Origin of the sequence: Bacillus sp. 3255 (genome assembly GCF_031456485.1) — a bacterium.
Lineage (GTDB): Bacteria > Bacillota > Bacilli > Paenibacillales > NBRC-103111 > Paenibacillus_E.
Window position 1 is genome coordinate 402,528 of the sequence record NZ_JAVDUS010000002.1, and the last position, 17,918, is coordinate 420,445.

The 17,918-nt window shown below is 51.9% G+C and carries 13 protein-coding genes; 2 read left to right on the plus strand and 11 right to left on the minus strand.

All coding sequences use genetic code 11. The features are described from left to right. Positions 1-14 precede the first annotated feature (14 nt). Together icd and citZ are read right to left on the minus strand one after the other, a co-directional pair. Complete coding sequence (icd, locus tag J2X61_RS04415) at positions 15-1,313, minus strand: NADP-dependent isocitrate dehydrogenase (protein WP_274466181.1); 1,299 nt, start codon at positions 1,311-1,313, stop codon at positions 15-17. A gap of 217 nt (positions 1,314-1,530) precedes the next feature. Further along, the gene (gene citZ, locus J2X61_RS04420) at positions 1,531-2,643 is read right to left on the minus strand and encodes a citrate synthase (protein WP_274466182.1); all 1,113 of its coding nucleotides are present in this window, start codon (positions 2,641-2,643) and stop codon (positions 1,531-1,533) included. 325 nt (positions 2,644-2,968) lie between these two features. On the opposite strand from citZ, the gene J2X61_RS04425 reads away from it, so the two are divergent. Continuing rightward, on the plus strand, positions 2,969-4,504 hold the full coding sequence (locus J2X61_RS04425; RefSeq protein ID WP_310186158.1) for a Ppx/GppA phosphatase family protein: 1,536 nt from the start codon (positions 2,969-2,971) through the stop codon (positions 4,502-4,504). On the opposite strand, the gene J2X61_RS04430 is transcribed toward J2X61_RS04425, so the two are convergent. Further along, entirely contained in the window at positions 4,470-6,590 is a 2,121-nt protein-coding gene (locus J2X61_RS04430; protein ID WP_274466185.1) for an RNA degradosome polyphosphate kinase, read from the minus strand. The two genes, J2X61_RS04425 and J2X61_RS04430, sit on opposite strands and share 35 nt — an antisense overlap. A 173-nt stretch (positions 6,591-6,763) precedes the next feature. Here J2X61_RS04430 and ytvI point away from each other — a divergent pair, with 173 nt between their 5' ends. Further along, on the plus strand, positions 6,764-7,900 hold the full coding sequence (ytvI, locus tag J2X61_RS04435; protein WP_274466186.1) for a sporulation integral membrane protein YtvI: 1,137 nt from the start codon (positions 6,764-6,766) through the stop codon (positions 7,898-7,900). A gap of 49 nt (positions 7,901-7,949) precedes the next feature. Here the strand turns inward: ytvI and J2X61_RS04440 are convergent, their stop codons facing one another. The 8 genes from J2X61_RS04440 to J2X61_RS04475 all read right to left on the minus strand — a co-directional run bounded on the left by J2X61_RS04440 (position 7,950) and on the right by J2X61_RS04475 (position 17,815). Next, positions 7,950-8,345: an FxsA family protein gene (locus tag J2X61_RS04440; protein WP_274466187.1), complete on the minus strand. Its 396-nt coding sequence runs from the start codon at positions 8,343-8,345 to the stop codon at positions 7,950-7,952. Positions 8,346-8,358: 13 nt separating this feature from the next. Further along, positions 8,359-8,814: an acyl-CoA thioesterase gene (locus J2X61_RS04445; RefSeq protein ID WP_310186164.1), complete on the minus strand. Its 456-nt coding sequence runs from the start codon at positions 8,812-8,814 to the stop codon at positions 8,359-8,361. Between the two features lie 831 nt (positions 8,815-9,645). Then, a complete protein-coding gene (pyk, locus tag J2X61_RS04450) occupies positions 9,646-11,400 on the minus strand; it encodes a pyruvate kinase (RefSeq protein WP_274466189.1) in 1,755 nt (584 codons plus the stop codon). Then, complete coding sequence (locus tag J2X61_RS04455) at positions 11,393-12,367, minus strand: acetyl-CoA carboxylase carboxyltransferase subunit alpha (protein WP_274466190.1); 975 nt, start codon at positions 12,365-12,367, stop codon at positions 11,393-11,395. Before J2X61_RS04455 ends, pyk begins: the two co-directional genes overlap by 8 nt. Beyond that, entirely contained in the window at positions 12,357-13,223 is an 867-nt protein-coding gene (gene accD, locus J2X61_RS04460; protein WP_274466191.1) for an acetyl-CoA carboxylase, carboxyltransferase subunit beta, read from the minus strand. The genes J2X61_RS04455 and accD overlap by 11 nt, the downstream gene beginning before the upstream one ends. A 66-nt stretch (positions 13,224-13,289) precedes the next feature. Next, entirely contained in the window at positions 13,290-13,478 is a 189-nt protein-coding gene (locus J2X61_RS04465; protein WP_057307280.1) for a hypothetical protein, read from the minus strand. Between the two features lie 172 nt (positions 13,479-13,650). Continuing rightward, the gene (locus J2X61_RS04470; protein WP_274466193.1) at positions 13,651-14,151 is read right to left on the minus strand and encodes a phosphatidylglycerophosphatase A family protein; all 501 of its coding nucleotides are present in this window, start codon (positions 14,149-14,151) and stop codon (positions 13,651-13,653) included. A 70-nt stretch (positions 14,152-14,221) separates the two neighbouring features. Beyond that, entirely contained in the window at positions 14,222-17,815 is a 3,594-nt protein-coding gene (locus tag J2X61_RS04475; RefSeq protein WP_310186171.1) for a DNA polymerase III subunit alpha, read from the minus strand. Positions 17,816-17,918 lie beyond the last annotated feature (103 nt).

Here is a 17,918-nt window from a genome sequence, read left to right on the forward strand (position 1 = left end):
CCAATATGAAACAATTAAGCCATGTTCTTGATAATTTCGTTCGCGAATTCGGAGCATTTGATTTCTTTCGCGCCTTCCATCAAACGAGCGAAGTCATAAGTAACGGTTTTGTTGTTGATGGATGCTTCCATACCTTTGTAGATCAGCTCAGCCGCTTCCAACCAGCCCAGGTGCTCAAGCAGCATAACGCCGGACAGGATAACGGAACCAGGGTTAACAACGTCAAGACCAGCGTATTTAGGCGCCGTACCGTGTGTAGCTTCGAAGATCGCATGGCCAGTCAAGTAGTTGATGTTAGCTCCCGGAGCGATACCGATACCGCCAACTTGTGCAGCCAACGCATCAGACAGGTAGTCACCGTTCAGGTTCAATGTTGCGATAACGTCGAAATCAGTAGGACGTGTCAATACTTGTTGCAGTGCGATGTCCGCGATTGCGTCTTTCACGATGATTTTGCCGGCAGCTTCAGCGTCTTTTTGAGCTTTGTTCGCCGCTTCAACGCCTTGCTCTTCTTTGATTCTGTCGTATTGAGCCCAAGTGAACGTTTTGTCGCCGAATTCGCGCTCAGCCAGCTCGTAACCCCAGTTTTTGAACGCGCCTTCCGTGAACTTCATGATGTTGCCTTTGTGTACCAGTGTAACGGTCTTGCGGCCATGTTTGATGGCATACTCGATAGCAGCGCGGATCAAACGCTCGGAACCTTCGGAGGATACAGGTTTTACACCGATACCGGAAGTTTCAGGGAAACGGATTTTCTTAACGCCCATTTCGTCTTGCAAGAATTTGATCACTTTTTTAACCGCTTCGGAACCCGCTTCCCACTCGATACCAGCGTAAATGTCTTCTGTATTTTCACGGAAAATAACCATATCTACGAGTTCAGGGCGTTTCACTGGGGAAGGTACGCCGTTGAAGTAACGAACCGGACGGGAACAAACATACAGATCAAGCTCTTGGCGAAGAGCAACGTTCAAAGAACGGATACCGCCGCCGATTGGCGTAGTCAGAGGTCCTTTGATGGAAACGATGTATTCGCGCATAGCTGTCAAAGTATCGTTAGGAAGCCAGTTATTGAATTTGTTGAATGCTTTCTCACCTGCGAAAACTTCGTACCAAGCGATTTTCTTCTCGCCTTTGTAAGCTTTCTCTACAGCTGCATCCAGTACGCGTTGGGAAGCCGCCCAGATGTCAGGACCTGTACCGTCACCTTCGATGAATGGGATAATTGGGTTATTAGGTACTTGCAGAACACCGTTCTCGATCGTGATTTTTTGACCTTCTTGTGGAAGCTCATAAGTTTCGAATTGTGGCATGATAGTTCCTCCTTAGATTTATGTACATTGCTGCCATACACTCCACTAGTTACTTTACTACAACGAGGTCACTTAAAACAATCAACACCTCGCAGCAAGCAGCGGTGAAACGCATTTGAACACACAAAAAGTGACGGGAGTTGCGGTATGCCCCGGGACACCAAGTCCTGAAGCCGGCTACCGAACTGCCCGCACCTTGAGCTTATCTCTATACCGATTAGCGAGCGCTGATCGGAACGTATTTCTGATTAACCGGACCTGTGTACTCGGCGCGAGGACGGATCAAGCGGTTGTTCTCATACTGCTCCAGAATGTGGGCAGTCCAACCGGATGTACGGGAAATCGCGAAAATCGGCGTGAACAAGTCGCGTGGAATTTCAAGCGTTGTATATACGGAAGCCGAGTAGAAGTCTACGTTCGGTTTCAAGCCTTTCAGGCCGGTTACCAATTCGTCTGCCTTCACGGACATTTCATACCATTTCAGGTTGCCAGTCAATTTACCGAGCTCATATGACATTTTTTGCAAGTGCTTCGCGCGTGGATCGCCGTTCTTATAAACGCGGTGTCCGAAGCCCATGATTTTGTCTTTACGCTCTAGCTTACCGTTGATGTAAGGAACGACGTTCTCAATCGTGCCGATCTCTTCCAGCATTGCCATAACCGCTTCGTTCGCACCGCCGTGAAGAGGCCCTTTGAGCGTGCCGATTGCGGAAGTGATCCCGGAGTAGATGTCAGTCAACGTTGCAACCGTAACGCGCGCCGCGAACGTGGAAGCGTTCAGCTCGTGGTCGGCATGCAGCACCAGTGCTTTGTCCAACGCTTCGATTGCTACTTTATCCGGCTCTTTGCCTGTCAGCTGGTACAAGAAGTTGGCTGCCACGGAAGAATATCCAGGGGAAGCCAGCGGCTCTTTACCTTCGCGGATACGGGCGAAAGCAGCGATGATGCCAGGGATTTGCGCCTGCAGCTTGATCGCTTTGCGCACGTTGGACTCTTGGCTCAGGTCGTTCGCTTCTTCGTCATAAAGCGCAAGCGCCGAAACAGCCGTACGAAGAGCCGCCATCGAGTTCACGCCTTTAGGGAATGCTTTGAGCTGTTCGATCACCGCATCAGGCACCTTGCTGTACGCGTTCAGGTCGCTTTGCAGCTTCTCAAGCTCTGCTTGGGTAGGCAATTTGCCGAACCAGAGCAAATAAATTACTTCTTCAAATGTCGCATTTTCTGCGAGGTCATCAATATCAATCCCGCGATAAGTTAGCACTCCGTCTACGATGGAGCTAATCGACGAGGTCGTGGCTACAATACCTTCCAAACCTTTGGTTGCAGTCATGGGAATCTCTCCTTAGCTACTCTATTAGCAAAAAATTGCTTTTTTCCTAACTTCAATAATAAAGTATTTTACCCTGTAAGTGAACAAAAGGGGACATAAAACTTCATTATCACTACCATAAAGATATGCTATCTCTCCCATAAACAATCTTTGTGGCGTTTACATCGCCATTCCTCATCGCTCCTCATCTTGAAAACACACGATACAAGTTTTTGTTTATTTCCCCGAATTATGCAGTCCCTATGTAAAAGTTTGTCGAGAGGGTCCCGGATTGATACAATGTAGGCAATGCAACAGAGATTTTCTCGGAAAAAGGAGCAATGCCATGAGCAGCTGTACGAAAATCGGTATCATCGATATCGGGTCCAACTCCATCCGGCTCGTGATTTATGAAATCAATGCGCTTGGCGCCTACCGTGTCGTAAGCGAGCATAAAGATTCCGCAAGACTTAGCGAACGGATCGGATATGACGGCACTTTACATAACAAAGATATCCTTTCTATCGTTCCCGTCCTATCCCATTATGCGCTGCTGTGCCGTGTACATGAAGTCCAGACGGTAAGAGCGGTAGCGACGGCGGCGATTCGCAGCGCGGCCAATTCCGCAGAAATCGTGCGTTTGCTGGAGGAGCAAACGGGCCTGCGCATCGAGGTGCTGAGCGGCGCCGAGGAAGCGCGTTACGGCTATCTGGGCGTCGTCAACTCGATTGACATTCGGGACGCCTTCATCATCGATATCGGCGGCGGCAGCACGGAGGTCACGCTGCTGCGCAACCGGCAGGTGCTAAGCAGCGTCTCCTTCCCCTTCGGAGCCGTCAACACGACAAGGCAGCATATGAAGAATGCGAATCTGACCGAGCAGGAAATCGCGGACATTCGCCGCATGGTTGAAGAGGCCGCTGCCGCCCATCCTTGGATCAGGAGCTCGCCGAATTTGCCGATGATCGGTCTGGGCGGGACGATCCGGACCTTGGGCAAAATGAGCCAAAAGAAGGCCAAATACCCGCTCCAGCTTGCTCATAACTATGAGCTGAAGCCTGGAGAGCTCCGCTCCTTCGTCACTACGCTGTCCCAGCTGCCAATCGAGAAGCGCAAGAAGGTGGAAGGGCTCTCCAAAGAACGCTCGGACATTATCGTGCCGGGGCTTCTTATTTTGGATACGCTCTTCGGCGCTGCCGGCGCATCCCGCTGCGTCATCAGCGGATCCGGCCTACGCGACGGTCTGTTCTTCGAGACGTTCGACCCGAAGCAGCCGGTCTATCCGAATGTTCTGGAAGCCAGCCTGCATAATTTGCTTTCCCTGCATCCTAATGCTGCGGAGAAGCATGTTCGGCGCGTCGATCAACTCGCGATGCAGCTGTTCGACAAACTTGGCTCTCCAGCGGAACAGGATGACCGCAGCCGGCATTGTTTGCATGCCGCCGCGATGCTGCACCGAATCGGCGTCTCCGTTCATTATTATCATTACCAGAAGCATACGCAGTATATGATAGCGAATGCCCGGATCGACGGGTTCTCGCACCGGGAAATCGTCATGGCCTCCCTGATTGCCACATACAAAACAAAAAGCCGGACCCATCAACAAGCCCTTGTCTACAAGGACCTGCTGAAGGAATCCGACGAAACGGCAATCGTGAAGCTGGGCACGCTGCTCAAACTGGCCATCGCCCTGGATTTCAGCGAGACGCAGCCTGTGCAGGAGCTGCTCTTAACGCAGAGCGATGCGAACTTGACGCTGAAGCTCATGTGTGTCCATAATCCGATCCTCGAGCTCAAAGAGCTCGCCAATGTAACCAAAGATTTCGAGAAAGCCTGGGGACTCAAGCTTAAGATTCAAGCCGGAGTTTTTTCCAGGAAGTGATCTTCATCGCTTCGAACTGGCTCCGGTACGGGGTCAGTTCATTTTTGATGCGGGTATACATACCGTTGGGCATGAGCTCGCGCGCTTTGACATTGTCATGCAGGCTGACGCTCAGAATGGAAATCATCAGTTTATTCATCTGCGGATCGGTCACAGGACACATCAATTCAATCCGTCTCGTCAGATTGCGCGTCATCCAGTCGGCCGACGATAAGTAAACGTCATCCAGCCCGCCATTTTGAAAATAGTAGATCCGGGAGTGCTCCAGGAATCTGTCAACGATACTTCGGACGGTAATATTCTCGCTGAGTCCCGGCACACCGGGACGCAAGCAGCAGACGCCGCGGACGATCAATTCAATCTTCACGCCGGCTTGCGAAGCGGCATACAGCGCATCGACGACTTCCTGATTCGATATCGAATTCATCTTGGCCACAATCTTCGCCGGTCTGCCCGCTCTCGCATGCTCCGCCTCCCTGGCGATCAGCTCGAAGAGCTTATCCTTCAGATCAGTTGGAGCTACGGCGAACGACTGCCAGTCATGCGGGGCCGAATAGCCCGTAATTTCGTTGAACAATGCGGAAGCATCCTCACCGATTACGCTATTGGAAGTGAAAAGCCCTACGTCGGTATATAGCCGTGCGGTGATGTCGTTGTAATTTCCCGTGCCTACGTGCACGTACCGGCGGAGCGTATTCTCCTCCTGGCGGACGACGAGCGTAATTTTGGCGTGCGTTTTGAGCCCGACCAAGCCGTAGACGACGTGACAGCCCGATTTCTCAAGCATTCTCGCCCAAGCGATATTGCGCTCCTCGTCGAATCGCGCCTTCAGCTCCACGACGACCGTGACCTGCTTGCCGGACTCCGCTGCGCGGGCCAGCGCTTGGATAATCGGCGAGTTGCCGCTTGCCCGGTACAATGTCATTTTGATCGCGAGCACTTTGGGGTCGTAGGCCGCATTCACAATGAAATCCGTGACCGCGTCGAAAGATTCGTACGGATGGTGTACAAGAACGTCCCGCTGCTTCAGCACGTCGAAGAAATCGCTCGTATCTTCGAACTCGACCGGATATTTCGCATTCACCCGCGGGTAACGCAAATGATCGAAACCGTTCAGCGTATTGGCCAGCTTCATGAAATACGTGATGTCCAGCGGCCCGTCAATTTCGAAGATCTCTTCGATTTCGAATTCATCCTGCAGCTGGGCCAGCGCATAAGGATGGATCCCTTCTTGCACCTCAAGCCGTACCGGAGCGCCCCAGCGCCTGCGTCTAAGCTCTTTCTCGATCTCCTCAAGCAGATCTTCCGCCCCTTCTTCATTGAGCGTTAAATCCGCATTGCGCGTCACTCGGAAGCCATGAACGGACAGCGGAATATAGCCGCTGAACAAGGATTGGATATGATGCTCCATTAATTCTTCCAGAAGAATGAACTCCTGCTTCTTGCTGTTCGGTCTGGTCGGGACCGGAATATAGCGGGACAAATTGCTCGGTACCTGAACGATGGCAAAATAAGGCTCATCCTCCGGATCATCCCCTTCCCGGACCAACAGAACAGCCAAATAAACCGAATGATTATGTACAAGCGGGAACGGACGGCTCTGATCCACCGCCATCGGCGTCAATACCGGGAAAATAATATCATGATAATACGCGTCCATGGCTTTCTTCTGCGTCGTATTCAGGTCCTCGTATTCGGTAAACACGATGCCTTCCTTCGTAAGCAGTCTCGTAACTTCACGGTACGTTTTGTACTGTTCGTTCACCATTTTGGATGTGCGTTTCATTATCCGTTTAATTAGTCCAGCAGGGGTGTATCCCGTGAAATCTTTCTTGGTATATCCGGCCTTCAATTGATCTTTGAGTCCTGCGACGCGAACACTCATGAACTCGTCGAGATTGCTGGACACGATAGCCAGAAATTTCACACGCTCCAAAAGTGGAGTACTTGGATCCTGAGCTTCTTCCAGAACGCGCCAATTGAACTCGATCCAGCTTAAATCGCGATTTAAGTACTTGGTCGAAATCTCTTTCTGTTCCTTCAGCTCTTTCACATCTTTCAGATCGGGTTCTCGCGCAATACTCATAAAGCCTCCAGTTTAGTTCGTTTTTATGTTTTCATTGTACTATGCGGCCGGAGTACCTACAATGCAGGCCCCCCTCTTTTAATATATTAAGATTTTGTAAAGGCATGTTGGTTTCCGCATTTATCCATATTCATGGTACAATACAAACAACTGAACCAAGGAGAGAATAAACGATGGGAATCCTCAATCCGCGCTTAGTTCATCAGATTTTCCGGGGTATCTGGGTGGCTTTGATTATCATCGGAATCGCATACGCCCTCTACTATATCGTTCCGCTCATTTATCCGTTTATTTTCGGCTGGATTCTGGCGCTTATGCTCAATCCGCTTGTGAACTTCTTCCAGTTCAAGCTCAGACTTCCGCGGTGGCTGTCGGTCACTTTATCGATGCTGCTGTTCGCAGGTTCCATGGCTGCGGCCATCACTTTGCTAGTAGCCAATATTATCGTAGAGCTCGGTTCGCTGGCCGACAATCTGCAGCTGCAGATCAACCGGTGGGTGGAACAGTTCAACGTATTCATCAATTCCACCGCCTTTCAAAGCTGGATTGAGAAAATCAATGAGTTTTTCGAGAACAACCCGAAATATCAAGAGACGGTCAACAATAACCTTTCATCTACCGCTGGCTCCATCGCCGACGTAAGCAAATTCATTATCAGCTACGTGTTCGATACGCTCAGACGCTTCCTGACCTCCCTGCCGAATATTGCGACAATAACGATCATCGTCATGCTGGCTACGTTCTTTATCAGCAAAGACTGGTACCTTCTCATCCAGCGGTACAAAGGTATTTTCTCGGACATGATTGTCAAAACGACGCAGCTGATCCGCAACGATCTGCAAAAAGCGCTGTTCGGCTACATGCGAGCCCAACTGATTCTCGTCTCCTTGACAGCGCTCGTCGTCATCATCGGTTTGCTCGTACTGCGCGTTGACTATGCTATAACGATCGGACTGTTGACCGGCTTGGCCGACTTGATGCCTTATCTGGGAACAGGCGCTGTTATGGTGCCCTGGATTTTGTATGTATTTTTCGCTCAGGGGGACATCTTCCTAGGCATCGGGCTCAGCGTGCTATATGGCGTCATCGTCATAGCCCGACAAATCATGGAGCCGAAGGTACTCGCTTCTTCCGTCGGTCTGGACCCGCTCGCTACGCTCATCGCCATGTTCGTCGGATTGAAGCTGTTCGGTCTCCTCGGATTGATCGTCGGTCCCGTATCGCTCATACTCATTTCCGCCTTCTACAGGGCCAAAATTTTCCACGATATCGCTTCTTACATACAGAAAGGCTCGGCGCCTCCCAAATGAGGGGGACCGAGCCTTTTATTACGTTTGTCCTGCCAGGCGGGACAAGGTTTTATCTTCGGTTAATCCAATGAATGCGGCCTTTGCCGATTTGGCGTTGAATGATAGCAAGCAGCAGCGCTTTGAAGATCGGCCTTGTATACGGAAATACAAGCAGGAAACCGAAAATGTCCGTGATAAAGCCAGGTGTAATCAATAAAATACCGCCGAGGAATATGCATATGCCGTCAAGCAGTTGACCGGCCGGAAGCTGGCCTTGCGACCATTCGAATCGCGCGTACTCCAATACTTTGCGCCCTTCCCTCCGGGCGAAATAAGCCCCCAGAAAACCGCTCAAAATAATAAGGGCAAATGTCAGCCAGCCGCCTACGAGATGTCCCATCATTATAAGAAACGTAATCTCGATCGCCGGTACAAGAATGAAGATCGCCAGAATGATTCGAAACATAAACTCATCCCCTTCAGGAATACTTGGATAACAGCTGCCATAATTCCGGCGCTTCCTTATCTATACGTATGGGCTTCCAAGAAGGATTCACCCAGACGTGACGAGTTGTTCCCGTTACGAGAAGATCCCCTGGCCGCTCATCCGGCGCCGAAGCTGCCGCCCCCTCGTTCTCCCTGCGAATTTCGTACGTAAAATGCAGCCTTACACTGCTCTTCTCGAGCACGCGCGTGTAGACCGTGACCAGGTCGTCATAGCGGGCAGGTTTAAGAAATTTTATATCCGCCTCAACGACAGGCAGCAGCAAGCCTTTATCTTCTATTGTGCGATATGGATAACCCAATTCCCGGATAAGCTCGGTCCGCCCGATTTCGAACCAGTTCAAATAATTGGTATGGTACACGACGCCCATCTGATCGGTTTCCGCGTAGCGGACGCGCATCTGGTGCCCGAACCATTGTACTTCAGTCATGGTCTTTCCTCCTGAGAGATCGTTATGGTTCTAGTATACCATAGTGTGTGGCGGAAACTCATTTCCTGCGGAGGCGGGGTGATGAGGGCGCTGACTGGGGATGAGGGACACTGTCGGCGAGTAGCGGTGTGGGTGAAGATACTGGGACTGGACTGTGAGAGCGAGGGACTGTAGCGGATATTGCGGCTGGATTGCTGGGGGTGAGGGATTGTGGCGGATATTGCTACTGGACTGCTGGGTGAGGGGCTGTGGCGGATATTGCTACTTAACTGCTGGGGGTGAGGGACTGTGGCGGATATTGATACTGGACTGCTGGAGTGAGGGACTGTGGGGGATATTGTCACTGGACTGCTGGGGTATTGAGTGAGAGATACTATGCGCCGACGACCTGACTGTAAAAATGTGTGACGTGTAAATTAGGCAATTGCCGCTAGCGGAGGGTGCTGCGGGATAATGACAGGAATTGGGATGCGGAGGCTTAAGGTATGAGTGTATATGAAAAATCGTATAGATTCTTCTCGAAGCAAGTTAAAACGATAATTGTATATGAAAAATCATATACATTCCTCTCTGAACCAGCTAAATCCGTAATTGTATATGAAAAATCATATACATTCCTCTCTATGCCCGCTCGACCGGTAATTGTATATGAAATATCATATACAATTCCTCTCTGAACCAGCTAAATCGATAATTGTATATGAAAAACATACACATTCATTCTCCTCAGATCCGTTTAAACCGGTAATCCATACAATGAAAATTCATCCATAAAAAAAAGCCGCCCTCGAAGTCATTACAGACTTCTCAGACAGCCTCTCTCTTCTATGCTTACAGAACTTTCGCTTGTCCGGAGTAAATAATACCCACTTCCGGATAAATCGATACTTCCGTTCCGTCTTTAATAATTTCCACTGCGTTCTCCACGCCCACGATCACCGGAATGCCCAAGCTCAGCGCTACAACCGCCGCGTGAGACGTAATGCCGCCCACTTCCGTAATCAAAGCGGAAGCTCTTTGCACAGCCGGCATATATTCCTTGTCCGTCGTGACGGTAACAAGCACAGCGCCATCCACCATCTTGGAGTTCGCCTCTTCCGGCGTACGTGCGGTGACGACGATACCTGTAGCGGTTTGCATCCCGATACCCGTACCTTTGGCAAGCATTTCGCCCACTTGATGAACTTTGATCAAGTTCGTCGTTCCGGAGCGACCTACCGGTACACCAGCCGTAATCACCACGATATCGCCCAAGGCGACGATACCTGTCTTAATGGAGCTGTCTACCGCAAGATTGAACAGCTCGTCCGTTGTTTTCGCTTGCGAGCTCAACACCGGAATTACGCCCCATACAAGGGACAGGCGGCGAATAACCTGCTCGCTAGGCGTGATGGCAATGATCGGCGATTTCGGACGGTATTTGGATACCATTCTCGCCGTATAGCCGCTTTCCGTCGCCGTCAGGATCGCTTTCGCCCCGAGCTCAAGCGCGGAGTTCGCGACCGCTTGCGAAATCGCTTCAGTGACAGTCACCTGCTGAGCCTGAGCTTGACGCAGGAAGATTTCTTTGTATTCCAGAGCCGCTTCAGCGCGCTCGGCAATACGTGCCATCGTTTGAACGGATTCAACCGGGTATTTCCCCGCAGCCGTTTCACCGGACAGCATGACAGCATCCGTACCGTCGAATACGGCGTTCGCAACGTCACTCGCTTCTGCGCGCGTCGGACGCGGGTTACGCTGCATCGAGTCCAGCATCATCGTCGCTGTAATAACCGGCTTGCCGACGATGTTACATTTCTTGATCATTTGTTTCTGTACAACCGGTACGTCTTCAGCCGGGATTTCAACACCGAGGTCACCGCGCGCTACCATTAAGCCGTCGGAAACTTCGAGAATTTCGTCCAGGTTGTCGACACCCTCTTGGTTCTCGATTTTGGAAATGATTTGGATGTGAGTCGCATTGTGCTTCTCCAGCAATTCACGAATTTCCATAACGTCGCTTGCTTTACGAACGAACGATGCGGCAATGAAATCTACGCCCTGCTCGATACCGAAAATAATATCGTTCGCATCTTTCTCCGTGATGCCAGGAAGGGAAATTTTAACGCCAGGCACGTTAACGCCTTTTTTGCTTTTGATCGTTCCGCCATTGACGATACGGCACTCGATTTCCGTTCCGCGAATGTCAACAACTGTAAGACCGATCAGACCGTCATCGATCAAAATGGTGGATCCGATCTGAACGTCGCGCGGCAGATCGGAATAAGTGACGGAGATACGGTTCGCATCCCCGAGAATTTCTTCAGTCGTCAGAACGATGTGCTTGTCTTGCACAAGTTCAATCGGTTCTTCTTTCAACTTGCCGGTACGAATTTCTGGCCCTTTGGTGTCAAGCAAAATGGCCGCTACTTTGCCTGTCTCAGCGGATGCAGCGCGAAGGTTGCGGATACGTGCGCCGTGCTCCTCAAAATCTCCATGGGAGAAGTTAAGACGGGCGACGTTCATTCCCGCTAGTAAGAGCTTTTTCAAATTCTCTTGTGATTCGCTTGCTGGTCCGATGGTACAGACAATTTTCGTTTTACGCATGGTTACCCTCCTGAGTGAATGTGAACCGTCCAATATCTCTAAATTTACGGTAACGGTCCTCTAACAGCTCCTGTTCGGTCAAACTTAGCAATGGCTGAAGCTGTTCCCAGATCGCTGTTTTGATAAATTCTGCTTGTGCAGCCGGATCACGGTGCGCGCCGCCCTTAGGCTCCGGTACGATGCCGTCGATGACGCCTTGCTCCTTGATATGGTCGGCTGTAATCTTCATCGCTTCTGCCGCGTGCAGCGCTTTGGAAGCATCTTTATATAAGATGGAAGCTGCGCCTTCGGGGCTGATGACCGAATAAATCGCATTCTCCAGCATCAACACTTTATTGCCTACGCCCAAAGCAAGCGCACCGCCGCTGCCGCCTTCTCCGATGACGATACAGATGATCGGCACAACAAAAGAGGCCATTTCCAGCAAGTTTCTGGCAATCGCTTCTCCCTGACCGCGTTCTTCTGCAGCATTCCCCGGGAATGCGCCTTTGGTATCGATAAACGTAATGATCGGACGCTTGAACTTATTCGCTTGACGCATGAGACGAAGCGCTTTGCGGAACCCTTCCGGGTGCGGGCATCCGAAGTTACGGGCAATATTGTCCTTCGTATCTTTCCCTTTTTGGTGACCGACAACCGTGACCGGGATGCCGTTCAGTTTGGCCAAACCGCCTACAATCGCGAGATCGTCCCCATATAAACGGTCGCCATGGAATTCTATGAAATCGGTAAAAATCGCTTGAATATAATCAATCGTCGTCGGCCTCTGCGGATGACGCGCCAACTGCATTTTCTCAGCGGAAGACATCGTTGCGTAGAGCTCATCTTCCAGTTGAACGTATCTTTCTTCCAAACGGCGAATTTCCTCGGAAAAGTCGATTTGCTTCTCAGCCCCAAATTTGCGCAGTTCGGCAATTTTACTTTTCAGCTCCGCCAGCGGCTGTTCGAACGGCATTTCACCCGCCATAAGTCGCCTCCCCCTTCATTCCGTGCATGTCCAGCAGCTTGATTAACGTAGATCGCATATCCTTGCGGTTCACGACCTTGTCGAGCTGACCATGCTCGAGATTGAATTCAGACGTCTGGAAATTGTCCGGCAATTTTTGTTTGATCGTTTGTTCGATAACGCGGCGTCCCGTAAAACCGAACGGCGCTGCCGGCTCGGCCAGAATGATGTCGCCCAGCATGGCGAAGCTCGCAGAGACACCGCCGAAGGTCGGATCCGTGATGACGGAGATGAACAAGCCGCCCTCATTGCTCAGCTTCGACAAAGCTGCGCTTGTTTTGGCCATTTGCATCAGGCTGAGAATACTCTCCTGCATACGCGCGCCGCCGGATGTGGAATAAATAATGATCGGACGCTTCTTCTCGATCGCCGCTTCCACCGCTCTTGTAATCCGCTCTCCTACAACGGAGCCTAGCGATCCGCCCATGAAGTCAAAACTCATGGCCGCAATCACCACCGGATACCCGCCGATGGTGCCCTCGCCGGTAATAATCGCATCCTGTAATTTCGTTGTGGTCTTCGCTTTATCTAATTTCTCTACATAATCGGGAAAATGCAAAGGGTCCTCAGAAATCATATCCGCATCGTATTCCAGAATCTGGCCTTCATCGAGCGTTAATTGAATACGTTCCAATGCGCTTAAACGATAATGATAGCCGCAAGCTGTACACACTTTCAGGTTTTTCTCTAGCTCTTTACTCGTTTGAATGGTTCCGCATTTCGGGCATTTATTCATTAACCCTTCGGGAATTTCCCTTTTCGTTTTCTCGGAAGGAATCGTTGCGTATTTACGCTTTTGAAATAAATCCTTTAGCACATTTCCACCTCTAATTGGCTGTTATCGTGAACCTCTGACAAGCCACGTTACTTACTTCTACTTTAACTATCTATGTAAAATAGAGTTGAGCACTTCCTGCACTTCTTCGACTTCCCCGGCGGGGACGACAATTTCGAACTGGTTCTTGGATAAGGAGATACCCCTTACTTGTACAAGAAATCCTTCTTCCGTCAGCCTTTGTTTAATCCGCTCTGCAATTTTCGCGGTAGGAGCTATGTATATCACCGTCCACATGAAAAAAAACCTCCTATGAAGTGCTGCAACATGGATTAGGGCAATTTAGTAACGATGATAATAAACATCCTGTATAAGCATAGGCGCACACAATGGAATAATGATATCATAATTTCTCTTTTTCCCGCAACAAAGCACGATTATGAAAAAAATTGAAGTCTGAACTAATTGCTTAGTCCAGACGTAATTTACTGCTATAATCATGCGCATGCTCATTCTGATGAGCGATTCTGGCCGATGCAGCGGCGGCCAAGCCGCAGATCAAATCGTCCAGGAATACGTGCACGGAGCTTTTGTCGTCGTTCAGAGAGCGGATGATGCCCATCTTCTCTTTGTCCAGATAGCCGAAGGAAGTCAGCCCGATCATCCCGTAGACATGAACAATTCCCAGTGCCAAAGTCTCGTCGACGCCGAACAGAGGTTCATCTGCCTCAAGGATCGATTGCAGCGGTTCGGGCAGCAGCTTCTTCTCCGCCAGCTCATCCAGCGCAATGCCGGTGTACAGCGTATACTGCACTTCCCGCTTGGCGAGAACGGCCAGCACGCTGTCGACGCACTCTTCCTCCGTCAACTGGTCGTTATAAGGCCTCTGCAGCTTGAACACAATCTCCGAGATTTGTTCAACGTTCACACCGCGTTTTTGCAGCAATTGAATCATGTATTGTTCGGTCATACGTGCTCCTCCTACACATGGAATGCCCCTGAAAGGCCGGGTTCCTATTCATATGCGGAGGAATGTTGCTTTATTTCACCCTTACGGAATCTTTACCCATGATCGTTTCGATCATCCGAATCAAATCCTTCGATGGATCCACCAAATATTGGTCGCTCAGGGCCAAAAGCTTGTTGCTGCTTTCGTAGAATAGCGCAACCGCGAGAGGCCCTTTATGCAGCTTCAGCAGCGCCTTAAGCTGCAGGAGCTTATCCGGCTGCTCACTGTCAGCCGGGATCTTGACGAACACCCGCTGCGGCTTCTCCGCAGCAGGGGCCTCACGCGCCGGCTGCGCAGCCCCGGCGCGAACGTCCCGGCGTCCCGCGGGCGGGGACGCCGTCCTTGCACCGGCGCCGCTGCTGCGGGCGCCGCCGGATGCGGCAGCCGCACGGGGCTGCCGGCGCAGACGCTGGACGGCCGCAGGGTCGTCCAGCGGGGCAAGCTGCTCCGCGAGCAGCTTGGGCGGGTCCTCGTCCTGCAGCTGCAGCTTCGCCCGCACGAGGACGAGTCTGCCCTTCTGCACGAGCGGAGCCGCTTGCTTCCAGGTCTCGGGGAAGAGCACCACCTCGACCTTGTCGATACGATCCTCGAGCTCCATGAAGGCCATCGGCTGGCCTTTCTTCGTGACGATCGTCTTGTTCGAGAGAATCATCCCGGCGACGAGCACCTCGCTGTTATCCGGCAGCTCGGCGAGCTGGTGCAGCGGTGCCGCATCCATCTCCGACAGCAGCTGCGAATAAGCGTCCAGCGGGTGGCCCGAGATATACATCCCGAGCAGCTCCTTCTCCAGCTCAAGCTGCTTGCTCTGCGGCATGACCGGAATATTCGGAACCTCCACTTCCCAGTTCGGCTCCTCCACGAAGCCGAACAGGTGGAGCTGAAGATCGTCCCGCTCCTTGCGCCATTTGGTCGCCGAGGCAATCGTCTCATCGAGGATCGCCATCAGTTGGGCCCGGTGATGCGTTCCCAAGGAGTCGAAAGCGCCGCCTTGGATCAGCGATTCGACGACCCGCTTGTTGCAGATGCGCAAGTCCACGCGCCTGCAGAAGTCGAGCAGACTCTCGAAAGGAGATTGCCTGCGCTCGCTAAGAATGGCGTCGATCGCTTGCGTGCCCACATTCTTGATGGCGGCAAGCCCGAAGCGGATCGCTCCCGCCTGCGGGTCAGGCGTAAACACCGTTCCGCTGCCGTTCACATCCGGAGGAAGCACCTCGATCTTCATCCGCCGGCATTCATCCACGTATTCGGCTACCTTGCGGTGATTGCCCATGACGGCCGTCAGCATCGAGGCCATGAAATAGATCGGATAATGCGCCTTCAAGTAGGCGGTCTGGAACGCCAGCACCCCGTAGGCGGTAGCGTGCGCCCGCGGAAAACCGTAATCGGCGAAGCGCACGATCATATCATAGACGCGATTGGCGTCCTCCGCCCGAAAGCCTTGCTGCAAGCTGCCCTTGACGAAGTGAGTCCGCTCTTCATCCAGCACTTCCCGCTTCTTCTTGGAAACGGCTCGCCGCAGCAGATCCGCTTCTCCCAATGAGAAGCCGGCCATGCTTGAAGCGATCTGCATAATTTGTTCCTGGTACACGATAATTCCGTACGTATCCTTCAGAATCGGCTCAAGTAGCGGGTGCGGATAGTCCACCTCCACCTGACCGTGTTTCCCGTATATATATTTCGGAATAAACTCCATCGGACCCGGACGGTACAACGCGAGAACGGAAATGATGTCTTCGAAGACAGACGGCTTCAAATCCTTCAGCACCTTGCGTACGCCGGTGGACTCCAGCTGGAACACCCCGGTGGTTTCTCCTTTGCTCAGCATGCCGTAGGTAACGGCATCCTCGTCCATATCCAACCCGTCGAAATTAAGGCGCACGCCTTCCATCTGCTTGATCCAATTTACGGTTCTTTCGATGATGGACAGCGTCCTCAATCCGAGAAAATCCATCTTCAAGAGCCCGATCGACTCCAGATGCTCCATCGTATACTGCGTAAGCGCCGTCTGTGTCGTTCCTTCCTGAAGCGGAACGTACTGCGTGAGCGGCTCGCGCGAAATCACGACCCCTGCGGCATGCGTCGAGGCATGGCGGGGCATCCCTTCCACCCGCATAGCCATATCCAGCAGCTCCGACGTTTTGGGCTGTCTGGCCACCAGCGTCTTCAGGTCGGAGCTGATTTGCAGCGCCTCCGCAATCGTCACGCCGAGCTGATTCGGAATCGCCTTGGCCGCCCGGTCCACGTCCCCGTAAGGCACGTTCAGCACACGTCCGACGTCCCGTACAGCCGCTTTGGCCGCCATCGTTCCGAACGTGATGATCTGCGCCACATGCTCATGCCCATACTTCGCGACGACGTAATCGATGACTTCGTCCCGGCGCTCGTCGCTGAAATCGATATCGATATCGGGCATCGTAATCCGCTCCGGATTCAGGAAGCGCTCGAAGAGCAGCTTGTACTGCAGCGGATCCACATTCGTGATGCGCAGTACGTAAGCTACGAGGCTGCCGGCGGAGGAACCCCTGCCCGGTCCGGTCATAATCTGTTTCTCGTGGGCAAAACGGATAAAATCCCATACGATCAGGAAATAATCGGAAAAGCCCATTTTCTCAATAACGCCGAGTTCATAGCCAAGACGCTCTTCCGCCTGCTTCTTCAGCGGGGAGCCGGCTTGCTGCCATTCCGGTTTGTGCGCATACCGCTGCTCCAAGCCCTGCAAGCATAGCTCCCGCAAATAATCGGCGGCCGCCAGGCCGTCCGGAATCGGCCGGAATTTCGGCAAAATCGATTTGCCGAACTCCAGCTGCAGATCGCAGCGCGAAGCGACAACCTCGGTGTTCGCCAGCGCCTCGGGCACATGGACGAACAGCCGCCGCATCTCCTCTTCACTTTTCAAATACATTTGACTCGTGCCCATCTTGAGCCGGTCCGTATCTTCAACGGTTTTGCCGGTACCGATACAAATCAGAACGTCCTGGACGACGTGATCGGGCTCCGTGACATAATGCACGTCGTTCGTGGCAATCAGCGGTATCCCCGTCTGTTTGCTCAGCTCAATCATGGCAACCATCACTTTTTTCTGCTCGATCATGCCGTGATCTTGAATTTCCAGAAAGAAGTCGTCGCCGAAGATCGCTCTGTACCGCTCTGCGGCTTGTCTCGCCTCATCCGTCCGGTTGTGCAGCAAATGCTGCGAAATCTCGCTGCCCAAGCACGAGCTCAAACAGATAAGCCCTTCGGCATATTGGGCTAGATGCTCCAGGTCGATGCGCGGTTTATAATGAAAACCCTCCAGATGCCCGATGGAAACGAGCTTCATGAGGTTCTGATAGCCCCGATCATTTTTGGCAAGTAAAATAAGGTGATAAATCGGCTGTTCCTGCCTGGTCCCTTTGTCGCGAAGGGAGCCTGCGGTGAAATAAACCTCGCACCCGATAATCGGTTTGATCCCCCGCTGCTTGCACGCCTTGTAGAAGGCAATGGCCCCGTACATAACGCCGTGATCCGTCAAAGCCAGAGAGGTCATGCCCAGATTCGCCGCTTGTGAGACAAGCTCCTCCATCCGTGCGGCCCCATCCAATAAACTGTATTCACTATGCACGTGTAAGTGTACAAACGAACTCATCAGCATTTCCTCCCTGCTCTCATTTTATTCCTTACATCTTATCATAATGTAGCCTTGCATTCCCATACAGTAAGTATAGAGAGTTTGTCCTCACAACTTAGCT

Bases quoted from the DNA above. Each gene is read 5' to 3' on its own strand.
- J2X61_RS04445 (WP_310186164.1), bottom strand. From the start codon at position 8,814: ATGACTGAAGTACAATGGTTCGGGCACCAGATGCGCGTCCGCTACGCG.
- citZ (WP_274466182.1), bottom strand. From the start codon at position 2,643: ATGACTGCAACCAAAGGTTTGGAAGGTATTGTAGCCACGACCTCGTCG.
- icd (WP_274466181.1), bottom strand. From the start codon at position 1,313: ATGCCACAATTCGAAACTTATGAGCTTCCACAAGAAGGTCAAAAAATC.
- J2X61_RS04475 (WP_310186171.1), bottom strand. From the start codon at position 17,815: ATGAGTTCGTTTGTACACTTACACGTGCATAGTGAATACAGTTTATTG.
- J2X61_RS04465 (WP_057307280.1), bottom strand. From the start codon at position 13,478: ATGTGGACGGTGATATACATAGCTCCTACCGCGAAAATTGCAGAGCGG.
- J2X61_RS04470 (WP_274466193.1), bottom strand. From the start codon at position 14,151: ATGACCGAACAATACATGATTCAATTGCTGCAAAAACGCGGTGTGAAC.
- ytvI (WP_274466186.1), top strand. From the start codon at position 6,764: ATGGGAATCCTCAATCCGCGCTTAGTTCATCAGATTTTCCGGGGTATC.
- pyk (WP_274466189.1), bottom strand. From the start codon at position 11,400: ATGCGTAAAACGAAAATTGTCTGTACCATCGGACCAGCAAGCGAATCA.
- J2X61_RS04440 (WP_274466187.1), bottom strand. From the start codon at position 8,345: ATGTTTCGAATCATTCTGGCGATCTTCATTCTTGTACCGGCGATCGAG.
- J2X61_RS04425 (WP_310186158.1), top strand. From the start codon at position 2,969: ATGAGCAGCTGTACGAAAATCGGTATCATCGATATCGGGTCCAACTCC.
- J2X61_RS04455 (WP_274466190.1), bottom strand. From the start codon at position 12,367: ATGGCGGGTGAAATGCCGTTCGAACAGCCGCTGGCGGAGCTGAAAAGT.
- J2X61_RS04430 (WP_274466185.1), bottom strand. From the start codon at position 6,590: ATGAGTATTGCGCGAGAACCCGATCTGAAAGATGTGAAAGAGCTGAAG.